Origin of the sequence: Fenollaria timonensis (assembly GCF_001457835.1) — a bacterium.
Lineage (GTDB): Bacteria > Bacillota > Clostridia > Tissierellales > Peptoniphilaceae > Fenollaria > Fenollaria timonensis.
The window spans coordinates 427,445-447,129 of sequence record NZ_LN898229.1 but is presented as its reverse complement, the minus strand read 5'-3'; the positions used below and the strand labels follow the sequence as shown (position 1 = coordinate 447,129).

The window sequence follows — 19,685 nt, the reverse complement described above, 5'->3', positions numbered from 1 at the left end:
CATTTGAAAGGATAAATATGCTGAAAGATTATTTGAACGAGATTAATATAAATGCTACGGAGAAGCAAATTGCTGAGCTTGAACGCTTCAAGGACTTGCTCGTGGAGAAAAATAAAGTAATGAACCTAACCGGCATCACCGAGTCAGACGAGGTCGACAGGCTCCATTTCACCGACAGCGCCTACCCTCTTACACTGCCTGAGCTAAGAGATGCAAAGAAGATCATAGACGTCGGCACTGGCGCCGGCTTCCCTGGCGTAGTTCTGAAGATACTCGCTCCAGAGAAAGAAATTTTACTCAACGACAGTTTATTGAAGAGATTAAAATTTTTGGACGAAGTGATTATGGATTTGGGCTTAAAGGACATAGAGACAGTTCACGCAAGGAGCGAAGACCTTGCTCACGTCGCAGCGCATAGAGAGACCTATGACGTTGCCATATCAAGAGCAGTCGCTCGCCTAGCTACACTTACAGAGTATATGCTCGGTTTTGTTAAGGTCGGCGGCTATATGCTTTCAATGAAGAGTGGCGATATAGATGAAGAAGCAGCCGAGGCGAAAAAGGCTATAGCAGCAATGGGTGGAGAAATTGTGGATGTGCACAAATATAGATTATTTGATGAGTTTGATAGATCAATAGTGATTGTGAAAAAAATAAAACCGACTCCAAAGAAATACCCAAGGGGTAAAAATCTTCCTAAAACAAAGCCGATCATATAAAAAGAAGAAAGATAGTATTCATTATTTTATAAATGTAGTGCCTTAGTATAAATAATTGAAATACCAAAGCTGAATAAGAACTGCTTTATTTGAGTATATTAATAATGAAGACTTATGAACAATATGAAGGAGATGTAATTATGAAAAAGAGATTATTTTTAGTACTTGCGCTTTGTTTAGTAATGCCGTTTAGCGTAGGATGCGCAAAGACAACTGAAGAAGCAGAAGAAGCAAGTGAGTTTGATTTAGCAGACTTAGATAATTTTAGTGCTGGCCCACAAGATATACCGCAAGAAGAACTAGACCAAGTAAAAGAGAATCTACTAAAGAACGATGTTGATGAAGAAACAGCAGATAAACTAATACTAAAATTACAAAATGGCGAGCTATGGGATTCAATTAACCCTAAGTACAGAGACCTAGAACCACAAATAAAGACTGAACATTATGAAAAGACTACCTACCCAGATGGTTCTATATGTGTTGTTAGAAGCGGACCTACTAAGTAGTCAAGAGAATGATTATATAAGAGATCATATTTGATATGGTCTCTTTTTTTACGAAACCTGATTTACTAGCACAGCCGTCAAAATCTATCTTCCCTTCTTTTAATATAGATATTATACTATCTTAAGCCCTTTTAGTATAAATAAAAAGAATACAAAAAACGTTTAAAAACTACTTTAATTGGGTACAATATTAAAAATAATAAATAGCAAATATATATATGGGAGGATTTGTTATGAAAAAGAAATTTTACATAGTTCTTATACTTTGTTTATTGATGACTTTTAGCGTAGGATGTGCTCAAATAACTATTAAAAGAGGCGACATAGACACAGGCTTTACTAAAAGTGATTACAGTAAGTTTAAGAATAAAAAGTCAGTGACGTTTAAGTTTGATTTAGACAAGAATACAAAGTATGATTTAGAAATTAGCAATGATTGTGGAAATGTAGAGGTGCTTCCATCAAACTCAGATCAACTTGAAGTCTATGGTGAAGTACATTATACTGACAAAAAAGATATATCAGAAAACTATGAATTTATAAAATGCCATGTGGATGATAAACTTGCAAGTATCAAAGCAAATCGTGAAAAATACAAAACTAACGACTTTATTGTCAATCTAAAAGTTTTAGTGCCTGAGCAAGATTTTGCAAAAGTTAATATAGACACAAGTAATGATGAGATTGTTATTAACTCTTTCAATTGCGATGAGTTTTACTTAGATACACGCAATGGCACATTAAATATGAAAGAGTCTAAGATTGCTAATTCTGATATTAATATAAGTAATGGCTCGGTTGATTTAAAAGATTCGAATTTTACTGACATAGTTATAAATACATCAAACTCAGAGATTGCCTTGAATAACACAGAATTCGTTAATTTAGAAGGCAATACAAGCAATGGTTCTATAGAAGTAAATGATGTTTCTAACTTTGCTGAGAAAATGATTTTGGGCAATAGTAATGGCCCAATAAATATTGACTTATCAAACGTAGAAAATGATATAAAGCTGAACTTATTAGGCCTTGACAGTATTAATTGCAAAGCTAATATTAATGAGGGCAAATATAAACTTGACGAAGCAAGTGGTGAATTAAGTAAAATTGAAGCTAATAATGATTCTGAGCACACGCTAATTGGTGAAATAGGGACTAGTAATGGAGATATTACTATAAAGTAGTTAATTACATGTGCAAATTGAGACCTGCGGGTCTCTTTTTTTGTTTCGACTCTAAATATGTTCCACGTGGAACATCTATCGTCACAAAACCATTTACACAAAAATGTTTCACGTGGAACATTTCTCTTAAAAACTCACCGCACCCCATAAGACAAGATCAATTCGTCGGAAAAATTTATGCATAGGACGAAGATAAGAACGAGCTCACAGCGAAATAGTACAAGTAGTACATTGGAGCTGTGACGAGGGCGTTCGAGTTCTAGGCGAAATTTTCACAGAATTGACTTGTCCAAAACCACTATTGATATTTCTTCACAAATGTGCTATTATTAACTTAGAGGTGATTTCATGTCCAAAACTATTGTCATATTTAATCAAAAAGGCGGCGTCGGCAAAACAACGACAGCCATCAACCTAAGCTATGCGCTTGCAAAGCTTGGTCAGAGGGTCTTGTGCGTCGATATGGATGCTCAGTCAAACCTATCGAGTGGTCTGCTTGAGGACTACAGTGAGGCGGCTTCGTCCACATACACGCTTCTTACAGACGATAAAAAAGACATCAGATCACTAATAAAGCCGACTAAGCTAGATAAGCTCCACGTCATCGACTCATCGACAGACATCGCAGGCCTTGAGATAGAGCTTGCACAAAAAGGCGATTGGAAAGAGATCTTAAAGCGCCGTTTGGACGAGATCAAAGGTGATTATGACTTCATCTTCATCGACTCGCCGCCGTCACTTGGCATCCTTTCAATCATGAGCCTCGCAGCCGCAAACTCAGTCATCATCCCGATACAGGCCGAGTACTACGCACTTGAAGGCGTTTCGAAACTCATTAGGACCATAGAGCTAGTCAAAGAAAATTACAATCAGACCCTTACAATCGAAGGCGTTCTGATCACCATGTTCGACGCGAGAAATAATCTTCACACCGAAGTCTTCTCCGAAGTTCAAAACTTCTTTGGCGCGAAGCTCTACACAGCGGTCATTAACCGCAACATACGTCTTGCAGAGGCGCCTAGCTACTCGATGAGCATATTCGAGTACGACAAAGCCTCAAAAGGAGCCGAAAATTACATGAATCTAGCCGAAGAATTTTTACAAAAGCAAGGAAGGTGATTATATGGCGAAGAAACTTGGCAAGGGCCTAGGCAGCCTCCTAGGCGTTGAAAGCATCACAGAAATCACGGAAAAGTCCAAAAACGAGCTTATGGATTTGGAAATGGCAATGGTCGTGCCAACAGAAGCACAGCCACGTCAGTCCTTTAAGGAAGATACCATCAAAGAGCTGGCAGAGTCCATAGAGAAGAATGGCCTACTTCAGCCAATAGTAGTCAGGCCAATGGAGAAAGGCAAATATCAGATCATAGCCGGTGAAAGACGTTACAGAGCCTTTAAAAAGCTTGGCAGGACCATGATCCCAGCCATCGTCAGAGACTATGAAGACGAAGAAGTCGATAAGCTTCAACTCGTTGAAAACGTTCAAAGAGAGGACCTAAACCCATACGACGAGGCCATTGCTTATTTAAAATTAAAGGAAAAGTACGGACTAAGGCAAGAAGACATCGCCAAAGCAGTTGGCAAATCACGCCCATATATCTCGAACATGACAAGACTATTATCCCTAGAAGACGAGATACTTGAAATGCTTAAGAATGGCGAGATCACCGTATCACACGCGAAACTTATACTATCAGTTGATACAAAAGAAGAGCGCTTAAAACTTGCTCATAAAATAAAAGACGCAGGCCTAACAGTTAGGCACACAGAGGAAAGAACACGTAAGCCAAAGAAGGCAAAGCCAGAAGACATCTACATTAAAGACATTCGCGAGAGACTTGAGGAATTTTTATCAACAAAAGTTTCCATCAAGCACACAAAGCGCGGCGGCTCCATTACCATCGATTATTACACAGACGACGACCTAACAAGGCTTACAGACTTAATCACGGAGGATTAGTATGGATCTACACGTATACATCGTCGACGCCTTCGCAACATGCCGCTTCGGCGGAACACCCATCGGCGTAGTTGCCGACGCAGAAGGCCTCAAAGAAGAAGACTACCAAATCATCGCAAACGAGCTCAGAGCCGGACTTACAGCCTTTGCAGAGCCAGCCAGTCAAGACGTCTTCAGAACCAGATACTTCACGAGCAAAAACGAGCTAGCGGGCTCCGGACAAGGCTCACTTGCGCTATTCTACGTGCTTACAAACCTTGGTTATATCAAAGCCATTGAGAATGGTGTCAAGCTCGTCTACGAAGTGAACAAAAATTCAAAGAAAAAAGTATACATCTATTATAAAGACTACAAGATAGAGAATTTGGAGATAGAGGTCAGCCGTCCAGAAATTGTCAATAGCTCACCCGACATAACAAATATGCTCAGCGCCATGAGCCTTTCAACAGCCGATATCGGCATTGAGAATGGTCTTGACGCGAGGGCCATGGTTGTCGAAGCAGAAGAAAAGACACTCATCATACCAATAAAGACAAGACAGGCACTTTATGGCTACAGTATAGATGAATTTAAGTTCAAAGATGCAGCCAAGACCATAGGCGTGGACAACGTTCACCTGTTTAATGAAGCCGAAGATGGATTTTACTACGTAAGGAATTACACAAAAGACCTCGCTTTTGAAGAGGACAGCTCCTCCGCATACGCTAATGCGGCGCTGCAATACTATTTGATAAAGAACAAGCTAACGACAAAGCTCAAAGCTAGGATGCATCAAGGCGAGACCATGAATAGGCCGTCAAGAGTGCAAACGCGCTACTTAGAGGATAAGGATTCGGCGTTTATTACGGTTATGGGGACAGCACGTATTTCTTTGGATGGTATCTTGAATATCTAATATATATTAAAGGAAGATAACTTTTTATAAAACAAAATTATATACACAGTGGCTCAGCCATAATCGTGGCCCAGCCATTCCACAAACAAAACAATATCAAGGAGGAAAATTATGTTAATCGAAAAATCACTAAGAGATTATTTAAAAGAAGTTAAATCAGACTCACCAGCACCAGGCGGTGGATCAGTTGCAGCCTATTCATCAGCACTAGGCGCATCCCTAACAAACATGGTCATGGCGCTTACAGAAGGCAAAAAAGCCTTCGCAGAACTATCCGAAGCAGACCAAAACACAATGAAAGACTACTCAGCAAAGCTAGTAGAAATCTCAGCCGAACTAGAAGAAATCGTTGACACAGACTCAACAGCGTTCAACGACGTAATCAAAGCGCTTAAGATGCCAAAAGAAACAGACGAAGAAAAGAAAATCAGATCAGAAAAGATCCAAGAAGGATATAAAGTAGCACTTGAAATACCATTCAGATGCGCAGAACTAGGCCTAGAAGCCATGAAGATGCAAAAGATCTTCGCACAAAACGGCAACATCAACGCTATCACAGACGTTGGCGTAGGCTGCCTACTATTACAAACAGGCGTTGAAGGCGCACTACTAAACGTTACAATCAACCTAAAATCACTTAAAGACGAAGCCTTCAGAGCAGAAACAAAGAAAAAAGTCGACGACATGCTTGCCGCTTCCAAAAAATATAAGGAAGAAACACTTGGCATAGTATATGATAGATTGACTAAGTAAGAAAATTTACTAGTGTAAATTTTCTTGCGATTACAAATGCTCACGCATTTTTAATCTAAAACTAAAATTTTATGGCGCTTCACTTGTGGAGCGTCAATTTTCAAAACATTAAGACAATATTAAAGAAAGGAGGTCAAAATGACAATAGAAGAGATAAAAAAGCTTATTGCAACAGGAGAGAAGATAGACGTCGAGCTAAAAGAGTCGAGAAATGCACTCAATAAAGACATCTACGATACAGTTGCTTCATTTAATAATAGGACAGGTGGCCATATAATCTTAGGCGTTAATGACAAAAGAGAGATAGTCGGCGTTAATCCAGCAAAAGTAGATAAGATGATCAAAGACTTCACGACAGCCATAAATAATCCTAAAAAGATTTATCCGCCGCTATACCTAACACCAGAACACATGGTAATCGATGGCAAAGACATAATCCACATACAAGTGCCCGAAGGCTACCAAGTTTGTAGACACGGCTCGAAGATATTCGATAGGTCATACGAGGGCGACGTTAACATCACAGACAGCTCCGAGCTAGTTTATAAGATGTACGCTCGTAAACAAGGCAGCTACTTCGTTAATAAAGTCTTCCCCAATCTGACACTTGATTGTCTAGACAGCTCAATCATTGCCAGAGTCAGAAAGAGAGCGTCAATTAGAAATCAAAATCACTCGTGGAAAGACATGACAGACGAGGAACTACTTAGAAGTGCCAATCTGATACTCATCGACCCACAAACAGGCAGAGACGGCCTTACACTAGCAGCCATACTGCTTTTTGGCAAAGACAACGCCATCATGTCAGTACTCCCACAGCACAAGACAGACGCAATCTTCAGAGTAGTTAATAAAGACCGCTACGACGACAGAGACGTCATCACCACAAACCTTATCGATTCATACGATAGACTCATAGCCTTCGGACAAAAACACCTAAATGACCTCTTTGTGCTAGATGGCATCGTCAATGTTAGTGCCAGAGACAGAATACTTAGAGAGATAGTCTCAAATACACTCGCTCACAGAGATTACTCAAGCGGTTTTCCAGCTAAAATGATTATAGATGACGAGAAAATAGTTGTTGAGAACAGTAACCTTGCACATGGCATCGGCGCTTTAGATATTAAAAAGTTCGAGCCATTCCCCAAAAATCCGCCAATATCAAAAGTCTTTAGAGAGATAGGCCTAGCAGACGAGCTTGGTTCAGGCATGCGTAACACATATAAGTACACAAGACTATATTCCGCCACAGACCCGATATTCGAGGAAGGCGATGTCTTTAGAACCATAGTTCCGCTTAAAAGGATAGCTACAGAAAAAGTTGGTTCAGAAGAAGAGGATAATGGTGATGGAAATGTAAATGTCGCTCTACGAAATGAGACTATCACTGAATCTAAGGAAAATGATAAAGAAAATGTCGCTCTACGAAATGAGACTATCACTGAATCCGAGAAAAGTGATAAAGAAAATGTCGCTCTACAGAAAAACGATGTCGCTCTACGAAATGAGCATATGACTGAATCAGAAGAAAAAGATGATAAAAATGTCGCTCTAGGAAAATCAAATGTCGCTCTACAAAATGACACAAAAACAAGTAAAGATTTAATTGATTTAATAAAACTCGAGATAAAAAAAGATAATACAATATCAAGACAAGAAATAGCAGACAGAGCAAAAGTTAGCAAGAAAACTATTGAAAGACTAATAAAAGACATTCCAGAAATTAAATACGTAGGAGTAGGAAGACATGGCCACTGGGAACTAAACGAGTAAATTATCTAAAACTATCTTCCATATATATATATATATATATATATAATACAATCAAAACCATAAACAAGACGCTTCACACGAGGCGTTTTTTTCTTTGAGAATGGTCCTTGCCACTTCGTAGACCATTCTCTCAAACACACCCCACCCATACACATAAAAAAAGCAGCACACACACGGCGTACTGCTTTTGGGGATGGTAATAGTAAACAAGAAAGCAATCAAGGACCCCAAAGTCCATTTCAGGGGCAAAGAAATCTATTAATGAAGGAGGATTTCTTTAAAAACCCAAACTCGAGCCTAGCCCATGCCCGAGAGCCTCGATTTAAGTAAAAAGTTCGTGATGCGAGACTTGGGTAGCCACATGAGAGTCATAAACCGATCAAGACCTCAATGCAGCCTACGAAGGAGAACCCCCTAGATTACTTTCCGTGTAGTTCAGTGTACTAGCAACTACTTCGAACTACGGAGCGTATTATACAATATAAGGAAGACATTGTCAAGCCCCATAAAGTAAATTGTCTTTGAGAATAGTTTTGCCACTACGTAGACATAAGCAATATACACATACTTGGCTAATATTTGAATTATTAATACCAAACATTCAAATATATATCTTCTATTTTTAGATTTAAAATACATAAGTATTTTGAATCGCAAGAAGACTTTTTTTCAAAAGTCTTCTTTTATATAGACCCTCCCTGATAATGGTCGCCTAAGCGCATATATCAATCGCCCGGCATATATCAATAGCTGGGCTTATACCTATAGCGCGGCACTTGTATTACGCGCGGCATATGTCATACGCCCGAACTATATATAGCGCGCGTAAAAGGCAAAACGCAAAAGTCGTTTTACACGCGAATCGACTTTTGTAACACACTCTTAACAAACAAAACGCTTTTTCTGTGTTATAATGTAATTGTAAATAAAGTACCACTAGATTTGTATTTGATCAAGAACAAACTTTATAACATTTGTAATAACTGTATTTAGAGCAGATTCGCCAAAGAAACTGGCTAACAAGCTCGCAATCAACTGAAATAATTATTGCAAATTATATTTAGAGCGGCCTTACCCAAGGCACTCGCTTACAAGCTCGCAACAAATGGATTAGTATCTTATGAATATTTCTAAAGAAAGAACACATAAGCTATTATTTCTTCATTAGATAATTTAACCATTTGTTACAGTTATATTACAGAAGTTGATTTGTTCTTGCAATATTCATATTTAGGTGGTATAATACATTAAGAGTGTAGGCTTATCCTACACAAATACAAAAGGAGGTCATTAGACATGAGTAAAAAATTACTTGCACTACTACTTGCATTAGTCATGATAGTAGGCTCATTTACTTCAGTTCTAGCTGAAACTACTACTCCTGCTGACGATAAAAAAGCAGAAGAAGTAAAGACAGAAGAAAAGAAGGAAGAAAAATCCGAAGAAAAAACTGAAGAAAAGACAGAAGAAAAGAAGGAAGAAGAACCTGTTAAGGACGAAGCTTTAGACAAAGCTATCGAAGTTCTTAAGAAGGCTGGTTTCATCACTGGTTATTCAGCAGATTCAGACGACTTCAAAGTAGAAAAGAACGTTAAGAGATCAGAATTTGCTTCTATGATCGTTAGAGCTATGGGTCTTGAAGCTTCAGCTAAAGCTTTAGCTACAATCCCTACAGGATTCAAAGACGTTCCTACAAACCACTGGGCAAACGGTTACATCGCAGTTGCTAAACAACAAGGCTTTGTAAACGGTTACACAGACGGAACATTCAGACCAGACAGACAAATCTCTTACCAAGACATGGCTACAATGCTTACAATCGCTCTTGGTCAAGCAGAAGTTGGTACAGTATATCCAGCAGGATACATTGTAAAAGCTCAACAACTAGGTTTATTTAACAACGTAAACGTTCCAGCTTACACTGACATGGCTACTAGAGGAAACGTTTTCAAGATGCTTTACAACATGATTACAAGCAAAGAATTTGGTCAAAGAAAGATTGTTAAAGCTATCGTTCTAGAAAACTCTAGAGTTGAAAAGATGAACGACGACGAAATCGTTGTTGAAGTTATCAAAGTTGTTCAAGAAGCTAACTGGGTTGGAGCTAACAGAGATAAGAGAGGCGACCAACACAAATACGTACTTGACAAAGACCTTAAGTTAGACGCTGAAGAATTAATTGGTAAAGTTGTTGATATCACAGTTAACAAAGACGACAAGATTGTTGACGTTACAGTTGATAAAACATATGATTACAAAGAAGGTCAAATCACTAGCGTTGACTACAAGAAATTTGGTCTAGACAACACTAAATACACTGCATTATTTGATGAAAGATATGACAGAGAAGATGAAAGAATCTACAGAACATATCTAAACAGCAAAGACTACAAATATGAAGACTTTGCTAAAGACTACAAAGAAGGCAAATATGATTTTGCAAGAGTAACAGTTAAGAACGGTAAAGTTGTATTTATCGATGCTTACAAATTTGACGACATCGCTCCAGTTGCAGAAGTTAAAGACGGAGACGTTTGGTACTATGACGACTTAAGAGATGGTAGAGTTGTTAAAGCTGGTAAGCTATCAAACAGAATCATCACTAAGACTTCTAAAGGTTACGAAGTAGCTGAAAGAAAAGCAATCGTTAAAGATGACGTTATCCACTTCTACAACGACTACAAGAACGCTATCGTTAGAAAAGACGCTAAGCTTGAAGCTAAGTTAGTAAAGACACACTTAGACAGATTCGGTGACGAATATGTAGTTATCGAAGGAAAAGAAAACAACGACGAATATTGGTTAAATTACACAAGACCATTCAGAGCTGTTTACAGCTATGAAGGAAAACAATTCAACGTTATCACAGCAAGAGAACAATTAAAACCAATTCTTGGTAGAAACGTTAAATTATTAATCGCTTTAGACGGATCAGTTCAATACATTGACTCTGACCTAGCATGGAGCGACGGAATCCAAGCTATTAAGCAAATCACTACTTACGGTGATGTAAGATTCTTACCTTCAAAGGGAGAAGCTTTCTGGGCTAAAGAAGGAAGAGGAACTGAATATCTAGATGTATTTGGAGATTCTAACAACCTAAGACTACACAACGGATTCGCAGAAGAAGACATCGTTTATTTAAGCGCTGCTGAAAAAGAAGAAATCGGCTTAATGGCTCGTATTGTTTCAGCAAAAACTTACAATGCAGGTTTAGATTGGGCATCAATGAACTACAGATACATCACAGTAGGTAACAAAAACTACAGATACTTTGACAATCTACACGCTTACGCTATAACAAAGAGTGGTTTAACTCAAATCGCTGACATGGATAAATTCATTGCAGACAACAAGAACAACATAGACCTTAAGGCTTATGTAGTTTCTGAAAATGCATTAAGAGAAAGATTTGAACATCTAGAAATACCTTACTACAACTTCTTAACAAATGCAGAAGGTATTGCTAACATAGTTGTATTCGCTAACGCTAAATCAGTTACAAAGACAAATACTGTATACGCTGAAGTTTTAGATAAATACAATACAACTACATCAGCTAGATTTAGAGATGCTCAAGGCGTTTACTACGATGTAGACCTAATCCCTGGTGGAATCAAAGACACTATGTACACAGCAGGCGACATCGTTGAACTACACATCACTGACGAAACTAAAGACGCAGATGTTAAGAAAGGTTATGTAAAACAAGTTGTTATTAAACATGACCAAGAATTAGTAAGCATTAAAGATCTTAAATACAGAGATGCTTATGACATCAACGGAGTTGAAAAATACTTTGACAGAGACACTCAAATCTTTAACAGACAATTAGGTGACTGGGTACAAGTATACTACGATGAAGATGACGGAAACTTCGTAAGAGTTATCAGATACTTTGAAAGAAACGTTGCTCCAACTAGAAAAGCAGTTAACATCTTTAAGAACTTTGATACTAACCCACTACAATTCGAATTATTTGATGCAGACGGTAAAAACAACGTTGTTTATACAGTTAATGCTAGAACTTGGTTCGTAGGTAATAATGGTGTTGACTACGGTTATGGTGAAACTGGTTTAAGAAACTTTGCAGCTGCATATACTAATGGTGAAGTTAAAGTTGAATATGATGAAAGAACTAACTACAACGGTAAGACAGCTCTTAAGGTTACAGGATTAAAGACTCCTGCACAAGTTGCAGCAGCAAAAGCAGAAGCAGATTTAGCAAAAGCCAAAGAAGAAATCGAAGCTTTAGGAAAACAAGAATTTGCTTCAACTGTAACTGATATTACTTCAGAATATAGAACTAGAATAGCATCTATATTATTAAAATATGATGATGTTATTAGCAGAATTAGAATAGAAGATAATAAATTAGTAGTTGAACTTACAAATCCTGCAACAACTAAAGTTGAATATGCTAGAAATGAATTCAAAAAATTAACAGCAGATGAAGAAAAAGAAGAAAAAGCTAAAAAAGCAGCGGCAGCTGAAAACCTACTAAAGAGATTAGCAAGAGAATTAGAAGGTAAGACTGTTAAATTAGGTCAAGCTTATGATGAAGCAGTAGCTAAAGCAGTTATCACAGCAAACATCGATAAATTAGCTTACGCTAAAGATAAAGGTGTTAAAGTTAATTCAGTAACTCCAAAAGCAGGATCAACTATGGATGAATACGAAGTAGTTATATCTCATGAAGATACAAATGAAACAGAAAAATTTGTAGTAGTTATTAAATAGTTAACAATTAACTAAAATAAAAGAGGAGGGTCGTATGACCTTCCTTTTTTGTACATAGAATTTATAAATGAGGGTGTTATTTATGTTAAAAAATCTAATGAAAGTTTTCAATTTAGTAGAAAGTTGTATTATAATATATTTATTGATTTACCTAAATAATACATTAAAAATCTTTAGTAACTTAGGAGTAATATATAGTATATTAATTTTATATATATTTTCACTGGCTTGTCTATTAGTTATAAAAGTGTTTTTAACTTTTCTATATAAGATAATACTTATTGTCACTAAAAAAAAGTTTCTTAAAAATATAAAAAAAGGCAATCAAACATGTGCTGAAAATTGGTTAAAATTCAATTTCCAGATGTGCAAGCTAAATGTTTATTTATCGCCCAATATTTTTATTACGAATAAAGAGTTATATGAAGAAGATGAAGTTTTTAGAATTAAAACTAAGAATTTATTTGAGAATACAAAATTAAACAAAATTAGAGATTTTTTTATTTTTTCTTTAGATCAAAATTTTATTGTATATAAATTGCAACAATAAGTTAGCCACCCAGACATCATATAGACTAAATGTATAGTATAGCTTAAAAGTATTTATTTTTATTAAACTAGATACTTTTAAGCTGTTTTATTTCCTTTATGAACTCTTCTTTTGCAGTTTTGTAATTAAAGATTTTTCTTGGCAAATTATTCATCCACTCGTTTATTCTGTATATTTTTTCTTTTGATACTTCTTCTATTGATGTGCCTTTTTGTATAAATCTTCGTATTAATTTATGTTGACATTCACTAGTTCCTCTTTCCCATGATGTATATGGATGACAAAAATATATATCTACATATTCTGCTAATTCTGATAAGCTTGAAAATTCTGAACCATTATCTGATGTTATACTTTTAAATATTTCTTTGTTTAACTGCGCATTATCTTTTAAGAATTTAAGTCCAATGTCTACTGCATCGGGTGTTTTTCCATGTATTTTTATCAGCTTTTCATATCTTGTTTTTCTTTCTACTAATGTAAGTAGTACTGGATCTGTCTTTTTCTTTTTACCTATAACTGTATCTATTTCCCAGTGGCCGAATTCTTCTCTTGTTTGTATTTTATCTGGTCTTTCTTCTATGGATATGCCAAGCTTTTTCTTGTTTTGTCTTGTTCTTCTTGTGCTATTTTTGTTTTTTCTCTTTACTTTTTCTAGTAGATCTATATTTTTTGTTTTCATTAGTGACTTATTTATCCAGTTGTAGAGGCTTTTTGTTGATGGTATTTCTGATGATGGAAAGAGTCTATTTGCTTTTGCGTATCCAACACATACATCTGGAGACCATTTATCTTTTAACATTTTATTGTCTGCCCATTTAAGAAATTCGACTATATCTATATATTTTGGTCTTCTTCCGCAAGAAGATCTATTGTTTATATATACCTCATAATTAGTTAAGGCAAAGTATTTTTCATCGTAGTAAGTATATGTTTTGTTATTACTTTTTATTATTCTCTTTTGCTTTACTGTGCCTTTCTTTATTGCGTTGTTTATTGTCTGCGGGGCTCTATTTAGCCTTCTTGCTATCTCTCTGTTGCTATGTCCATCTATTTTCCATGCCTGTATTAATGACATTTCATGTAGTGATAGATGTGAATTTTTCTTGCGTTCTGTAAATTCTATGGTATAATTTATATGAGTCATGTGTACCTCCGTATAGTTGTTTTTTTGTTTGTTACTAATACTATACCATATGTACACATGATTTTTTTATTTGGTGGCTAAGTTAATTATACAATCTTCCAAATTTTATTGTATGTCTGATTTACATTATTTATAAAAAGACTGATTTTTTTACTAATTTACTAATTTTAATTAAAAATTTTATAAACGATACATTAATAACAATACCAAATAATCTTACAACTGTATTTTTATCGCTAATAACTAATTTATTGATTATTACACTTTTTTTAGGAGAAAGAAATAACTCTAAGGATATTATAAACAAATATAACTATAAAAATGAAGAAAAACTATTATTGAAACTTAATAAATTCTGCAGAAATTTGGATACCTCATACAACAATTTATCTTATAATATTAGTAATTTTATTAATAAATACGCTGTTATTGATGAGACTTTTGACGGAGTACAAAATGACGTAAAAATAAATAATCTATATAATTTAGAATTTTATGAAATACAAGAATCAAAAACTATTGTTAAGATAATATATGATTTACTAATTGATGTCAATTTTGATTATTTTTCAAACTTTTGTTTACAACATATGAATTTTATATACTTTTATGGTCAATTATCTTATAACTTTATAGAGAATGACTTTGATACAATATATAATATGCTGTTTAATACTAAAGATTTTATTGTTGATTATTTTAACTCGCTTCAAGCTGAGATTAAATTGATAGTTAATGACTATAATAAGAAAGAGGTAGTAAAGGTTTCAAAAAGGCAATTTGAAGTGATTATTTTTACTGCATTTTTATTATTGTATAGTATGTTTTTGTTTAATAAAGAATTTAAGAAATATATTAAGATTGGTTATATAGAGAAAAATATAAAAAAATTTTTAAGATTACAAAAGTAGATTATCATTACCCAAAACCCACGCTTCAAAATCCCTCATACGCAATTTATTTATAAAAGAAGACCCATAGTACCTCTTTCCATAGAAGAGAGCGCTATGGGTCTTCTTTCATTTAGTCTTAGGTTTTAATCTAATATTGCTTACGCAATGCTTTGACTAAATCTTTGATCTTACGTACTAGGCTGCAACTGCCATCACAAGCGCTGCCTTGTCTTTAGCGCTATCTTTGAACACAAATTTTAGAGTCATGCCTAGTAAAGAAATTAACTTATTTACCACGATTTCACCTCCATAGACATAAAAAAGAGGCGTTATTGCCTAATATATAATTATGTTTGAAAACAGTTTTAATGGAAGATTGTATAATTAACTTAGCCACCAAATAAAAAAATCATGTGTACATATGGTATAGTATTAGTAACAAACAAAAAAACAACTATACGGAGGTACACATGACTCATATAAATTATACCATAGAATTTACAGAACGCAAGAAAAATTCACATCTATCACTACATGAAATGTCATTAATACAGGCATGGAAAATAGATGGACATAGCAACAGAGAGATAGCAAGAAGGCTAAATAGAGCCCCGCAGACAATAAACAACGCAATAAAGAAAGGCACAGTAAAGCAAAAGAGAATAATAAAAAGTAATAACAAAACATATACTTACTACGATGAAAAATACTTTGCCTTAACTAATTATGAGGTATATATAAACAATAGATCTTCTTGCGGAAGAAGACCAAAATATATAGATATAGTCGAATTTCTTAAATGGGCAGACAATAAAATGTTAAAAGATAAATGGTCTCCAGATGTATGTGTTGGATACGCAAAAGCAAATAGACTCTTTCCATCATCAGAAATACCATCAACAAAAAGCCTCTACAACTGGATAAATAAGTCACTAATGAAAACAAAAAATATAGATCTACTAGAAAAAGTAAAGAGAAAAAACAAAAATAGCACAAGAAGAACAAGACAAAACAAGAAAAAGCTTGGCATATCCATAGAAGAAAGACCAGATAAAATACAAACAAGAGAAGAATTCGGCCACTGGGAAATAGATACAGTTATAGGTAAAAAGAAAAAGACAGATCCAGTACTACTTACATTAGTAGAAAGAAAAACAAGATATGAAAAGCTGATAAAAATACATGGAAAAACACCCGATGCAGTAGACATTGGACTTAAATTCTTAAAAGATAATGCGCAGTTAAACAAAGAAATATTTAAAAGTATAACATCAGATAATGGTTCAGAATTTTCAAGCTTATCAGAATTAGCAGAATATGTAGATATATATTTTTGTCATCCATATACATCATGGGAAAGAGGAACTAGTGAATGTCAACATAAATTAATACGAAGATTTATACAAAAAGGCACATCAATAGAAGAAGTATCAAAAGAAAAAATATACAGAATAAACGAGTGGATGAATAATTTGCCAAGAAAAATCTTTAATTACAAAACTGCAAAAGAAGAGTTCATAAAGGAAATAAAACAGCTTAAAAGTATCTAGTTTAATAAAAATAAATACTTTTAAGCTATACTATACATTTAGTCTATATGATGTCTGGGTGGCTAACTTATTGTTGCAATTTATAAAACAGTTTTAATAAAAAAAGGTGAATTAATTACAAATGATTTTCTACTTGCAGAAATAAGAAATTCTTTAAATTAGTTCTATGCACAAAGTATTAAAATTTTAAATATTGCTCATTAAGTGTTTAAATTTAGCGTGTTTTGTGGTATAATATGTATACAAGTAATGAATAAATTAGTATAACATATAATTAAAAGAAGGTGAAAGTGTTATGGGAGAATTAATGACTTACGGCGAAATTTATGATAAAGAGTTTTTAGAAAAGTTTGGCGTATACAGAGATGATGTAGAAGAAGCAGAATTAGAAAAAGAGTTTGAAGTAGATGTTAAAAAAATTGCAGACCTTTGTAAGATAAAAGTTATTGAAGAAGAGCTTGATGTATCTGGATTTTGTATGAATTTTCACTCTGCAGCTAATGATGAATCAAGTGAATATTCTACTAATACAGGAAAAAAAGAGATAAGAATTAATAAGTATGAACCTTTAGTTAGACAACGTTTTACTATAGCACACGAAATAGGCCATATATTATTAAGCCATGAAGGTATATCATATAGAGATACGAGCTATACGATTTACAAAGATCTTATTGAAAGGATGAATGAAGTAAGTGCTAACGCTTTTGCTGCTGAATTATTGATGCCTGAAAGGTTATTAAGGAAAGCGTTAGAAAAGACAATGTTTGAGCTTAATTATGATACAACACAAAAGTTTTCTGATAATGATATTGACTATTTAGCAGAAAATACTGCTAAGAAAATGATGGTATCAGTTGAATCGCTTAAGTACAGATTAAAAAATTTGAATATATTTAGGTAGCAGAAAATGTTTTTCTTTAATAATTTTGATACGGATAATAAAGAAGTGACAAATGATTACGCTAAAAATTTGTTAAATTATAAAGAAGATTTATTTTTTGAGAGAAATACGATTGAAATTGGATATATTGGAAACACATTAGCAAAAACTGATGATAAAAGAAAATATTTACTAACACATGTCAATGTGTTGGCGTCTAATAGTGATGAGATAAAAAGTAGCCTAAGAAGTATTGTAGAGAAATGTGATTTTGATATTAAAAATAAGTCTCAAGCTAACGGTTGGCAATTATTTTACTTGTATAAGGAGCTACTACAAAGATTTACAAGCAACGAATTTGGATTTAATTATTTTAGAGGACAATCAGTTAATAAACCATTGTTACCTGGAATAATGCGAGACGAAGTGGATAAAAGCTACATCAACAATTTCGAAAGAATATATCGCAAGCTATCTTATGAATTTCCTGAAAAAATTAATTATACTGAATTCAATGGAGATGACTGCATCACAAGCAGGGAACGTGACTTGTCTTTACTGCAACACTATGGCCTAAAAACAGCTCTTTTAGATATAACAAGAAATCCTTATATAGCTATGCTTTTTATGATTAAGGAAAACATTCGTGAATATATAGAACCTACTTTGTATTTATTTAATATTAATGAACAATTAGAAAAAGATGAGACGTTATTTACAGAAGTAAGAAAGAATCAAACAAATGAACGTATATTAGCTCAAAAAGGTGCTTTTCTAAATTATGAGAAAACTTTACTTAAAAACAAAAATTACAAGAAAATACCCTATATCAAGATAGTATTACGCTTTGATGATACTGTTTACAAGGAAGTGTTAAACAAAGAGATAGATGCTTATACCGAGCTTAAAAAATATATCAAGGATCAGGGACACAGAGATCTAGAAAAATTTTTAGAAAATGATTTAACTGAGTTAAATAAACAGCTTGATTCAATTGAAAAATACAAAGTAAATGCTTTAAAAGATATTTTAGAAGATTTAGAAAATAAATTGAATGAGTATTGTTATACTAAAGAAGAAATGTTTCCAGATTTTGAAAACAGGATTAGATATCTATCTAATAAGTACAATAAATCGGGAGAAGATGCTTTACGATATACTCGACGTGTAAGTAAAAATAATAACAAGAATCACAATTAACCCACGCTTCAAATCTCTTTCTACGCGTTTTATTTATAAAATTAGACCCATAGTACTCCTTTCATTACAAAAGGGTGCTACGGGTCTTTTATTATGTCTTGGGTCTATCGCCTAATATTTACACTATTTTAGGCGATTTATTTTTGTTTAGGCGATTTATTTTTCCTTTCTATATCTTTTTGAAACAAGAATCCATTATTCCACCCATTGTTTCAGAAACTCGTCTTTTTTTGAAACAAGGAGTCCATTTTTCTTTTTTTTCTTTCAATTTATCTTGAGGACGAATTTTTCGACCTCAAGTTTTAAATCTCTTTTCAAATTGATTTTGAGGTGCAATTTTTACACCTCAAGTTTTAATTTTTTTTTACAAGTATTTTGAGGTCACAAATTGTGACCTCAAGTTTATCGGCGCTAAGCTATTACCATTACCATTACCATAATCATCATCTCAAGGCATAAAAAAGGGGTGGCACCTTTGTACTCACCCTTGCATCTTCTCGTCGTATGCTTTACTGATTCTGTCGCAGTCCTTGATCCTGTCTCTGATTGTCCTTTTCTTTGCCAAAACTGGTATCCTTGTTAGGCCTCTTATGTGTATGTAGCCGTCTTCTGTGTCGTAGATTAGGTCTCTGTTTAGGTAGATCATGGATCCGTCGCCTTTGGAGCGCACCTCTCTACACCTGATGCCGACTAGCTTTGTGTCTTTGATCATAAGCGCGAGGCCGGTCTTTTTCTTGGCGATGGTCTTGGCCCACTTTCTGTAGCCTTTTTCGTCTGCTAATTTCTCCTGAAACAGTCTCGAGATGGCTGTTCTGATTGATACGCGCAAATTTTCTGCGCTCATGTCCTCGTATATGGCAACCGTCGTGTTCATTCCATCTTTATCATAAGCTGGGATTAAGGCTGCCAGTGCCTTATTTTTCATA

General features: G+C 34.6%; 16 protein-coding genes. 14 read left to right on the top strand and 2 right to left on the bottom strand.

Annotated features, from left to right (window positions below):
- The first annotated feature begins 32 nt into the window (after positions 1 to 32).
- The 10 genes from rsmG to BN3004_RS02085 all read left to right on the top strand — a co-directional run bounded on the left by rsmG (position 33) and on the right by BN3004_RS02085 (position 13,086).
- Entirely contained in the window at positions 33 to 719 is a 687-nt protein-coding gene (gene rsmG / locus BN3004_RS02130) for a 16S rRNA (guanine(527)-N(7))-methyltransferase RsmG (RefSeq protein ID WP_242854180.1), read from the top strand.
- A 140-nt stretch (positions 720 to 859) separates the two neighbouring features.
- A complete protein-coding gene (locus tag BN3004_RS02125) occupies positions 860 to 1,228 on the top strand; it encodes a hypothetical protein (protein WP_058259624.1) in 369 nt (122 codons plus the stop codon).
- Positions 1,229 to 1,461: 233 nt separating this feature from the next.
- On the top strand, positions 1,462 to 2,412 hold the full coding sequence (locus BN3004_RS02120; protein WP_058259623.1) for a DUF4097 family beta strand repeat-containing protein: 951 nt from the start codon (positions 1,462 to 1,464) through the stop codon (positions 2,410 to 2,412).
- Between the two features lie 348 nt (positions 2,413 to 2,760).
- Positions 2,761 to 3,531, top strand: coding sequence for a ParA family protein (locus BN3004_RS02115; RefSeq protein WP_058259622.1), 771 nt, complete (start codon positions 2,761 to 2,763; stop codon positions 3,529 to 3,531).
- A gap of 4 nt (positions 3,532 to 3,535) precedes the next feature.
- The gene (locus BN3004_RS02110; RefSeq protein WP_058259621.1) at positions 3,536 to 4,372 is read left to right on the top strand and encodes a ParB/RepB/Spo0J family partition protein; all 837 of its coding nucleotides are present in this window, start codon (positions 3,536 to 3,538) and stop codon (positions 4,370 to 4,372) included.
- A 1-nt stretch (position 4,373) separates the two neighbouring features.
- Positions 4,374 to 5,267, top strand: a complete 894-nt coding sequence (locus tag BN3004_RS02105) for a PhzF family phenazine biosynthesis protein (RefSeq protein ID WP_058259620.1) — start codon at positions 4,374 to 4,376, stop codon at positions 5,265 to 5,267.
- A 111-nt stretch (positions 5,268 to 5,378) separates the two neighbouring features.
- Positions 5,379 to 6,020 carry a cyclodeaminase/cyclohydrolase family protein gene (locus BN3004_RS02100; protein WP_058259619.1) on the top strand — a complete coding sequence of 214 codons (642 nt, stop codon included), beginning with the start codon at positions 5,379 to 5,381 and terminating at the stop codon, positions 6,018 to 6,020.
- Between the two features lie 138 nt (positions 6,021 to 6,158).
- Positions 6,159 to 7,796, top strand: coding sequence for an AlbA family DNA-binding domain-containing protein (locus BN3004_RS02095; protein WP_058259618.1), 1,638 nt, complete (start codon positions 6,159 to 6,161; stop codon positions 7,794 to 7,796).
- Positions 7,797 to 9,092: 1,296 nt separating this feature from the next.
- Complete coding sequence (locus tag BN3004_RS02090) at positions 9,093 to 12,536, top strand: S-layer homology domain-containing protein (RefSeq protein ID WP_058259617.1); 3,444 nt, start codon at positions 9,093 to 9,095, stop codon at positions 12,534 to 12,536.
- An 82-nt stretch (positions 12,537 to 12,618) separates the two neighbouring features.
- Positions 12,619 to 13,086 carry a hypothetical protein gene (locus BN3004_RS02085; protein WP_058259616.1) on the top strand — a complete coding sequence of 156 codons (468 nt, stop codon included), beginning with the start codon at positions 12,619 to 12,621 and terminating at the stop codon, positions 13,084 to 13,086.
- 67 nt (positions 13,087 to 13,153) lie between these two features.
- On the opposite strand, the gene BN3004_RS02080 is transcribed toward BN3004_RS02085, so the two are convergent.
- The gene (locus tag BN3004_RS02080; RefSeq protein ID WP_058259272.1) at positions 13,154 to 14,233 is read right to left on the bottom strand and encodes an IS30 family transposase; all 1,080 of its coding nucleotides are present in this window, start codon (positions 14,231 to 14,233) and stop codon (positions 13,154 to 13,156) included.
- Between the two features lie 251 nt (positions 14,234 to 14,484).
- On the opposite strand from BN3004_RS02080, the gene BN3004_RS02075 reads away from it, so the two are divergent.
- The 4 genes from BN3004_RS02075 to BN3004_RS02060 all read left to right on the top strand — a co-directional run bounded on the left by BN3004_RS02075 (position 14,485) and on the right by BN3004_RS02060 (position 18,759).
- Positions 14,485 to 15,144 (top strand): hypothetical protein, encoded by a 660-nt coding sequence (locus BN3004_RS02075; RefSeq protein ID WP_058259615.1) that lies wholly within the window; start codon positions 14,485 to 14,487, stop codon positions 15,142 to 15,144.
- A 452-nt stretch (positions 15,145 to 15,596) separates the two neighbouring features.
- A complete protein-coding gene (locus tag BN3004_RS02070) occupies positions 15,597 to 16,676 on the top strand; it encodes an IS30 family transposase (protein WP_058259272.1) in 1,080 nt (359 codons plus the stop codon).
- A 295-nt stretch (positions 16,677 to 16,971) separates the two neighbouring features.
- The gene (locus BN3004_RS02065) at positions 16,972 to 17,580 is read left to right on the top strand and encodes an ImmA/IrrE family metallo-endopeptidase (protein WP_058259614.1); all 609 of its coding nucleotides are present in this window, start codon (positions 16,972 to 16,974) and stop codon (positions 17,578 to 17,580) included.
- Positions 17,581 to 17,586: 6 nt separating this feature from the next.
- Positions 17,587 to 18,759 carry an FRG domain-containing protein gene (locus BN3004_RS02060; RefSeq protein ID WP_196792459.1) on the top strand — a complete coding sequence of 391 codons (1,173 nt, stop codon included), beginning with the start codon at positions 17,587 to 17,589 and terminating at the stop codon, positions 18,757 to 18,759.
- A 481-nt stretch (positions 18,760 to 19,240) separates the two neighbouring features.
- Here the strand turns inward: BN3004_RS02060 and BN3004_RS02055 are convergent, their stop codons facing one another.
- Positions 19,241 to 19,684: a hypothetical protein gene (locus tag BN3004_RS02055; RefSeq protein WP_058259613.1), complete on the bottom strand. Its 444-nt coding sequence runs from the start codon at positions 19,682 to 19,684 to the stop codon at positions 19,241 to 19,243.
- Position 19,685: the final 1 nt, after the last annotated feature.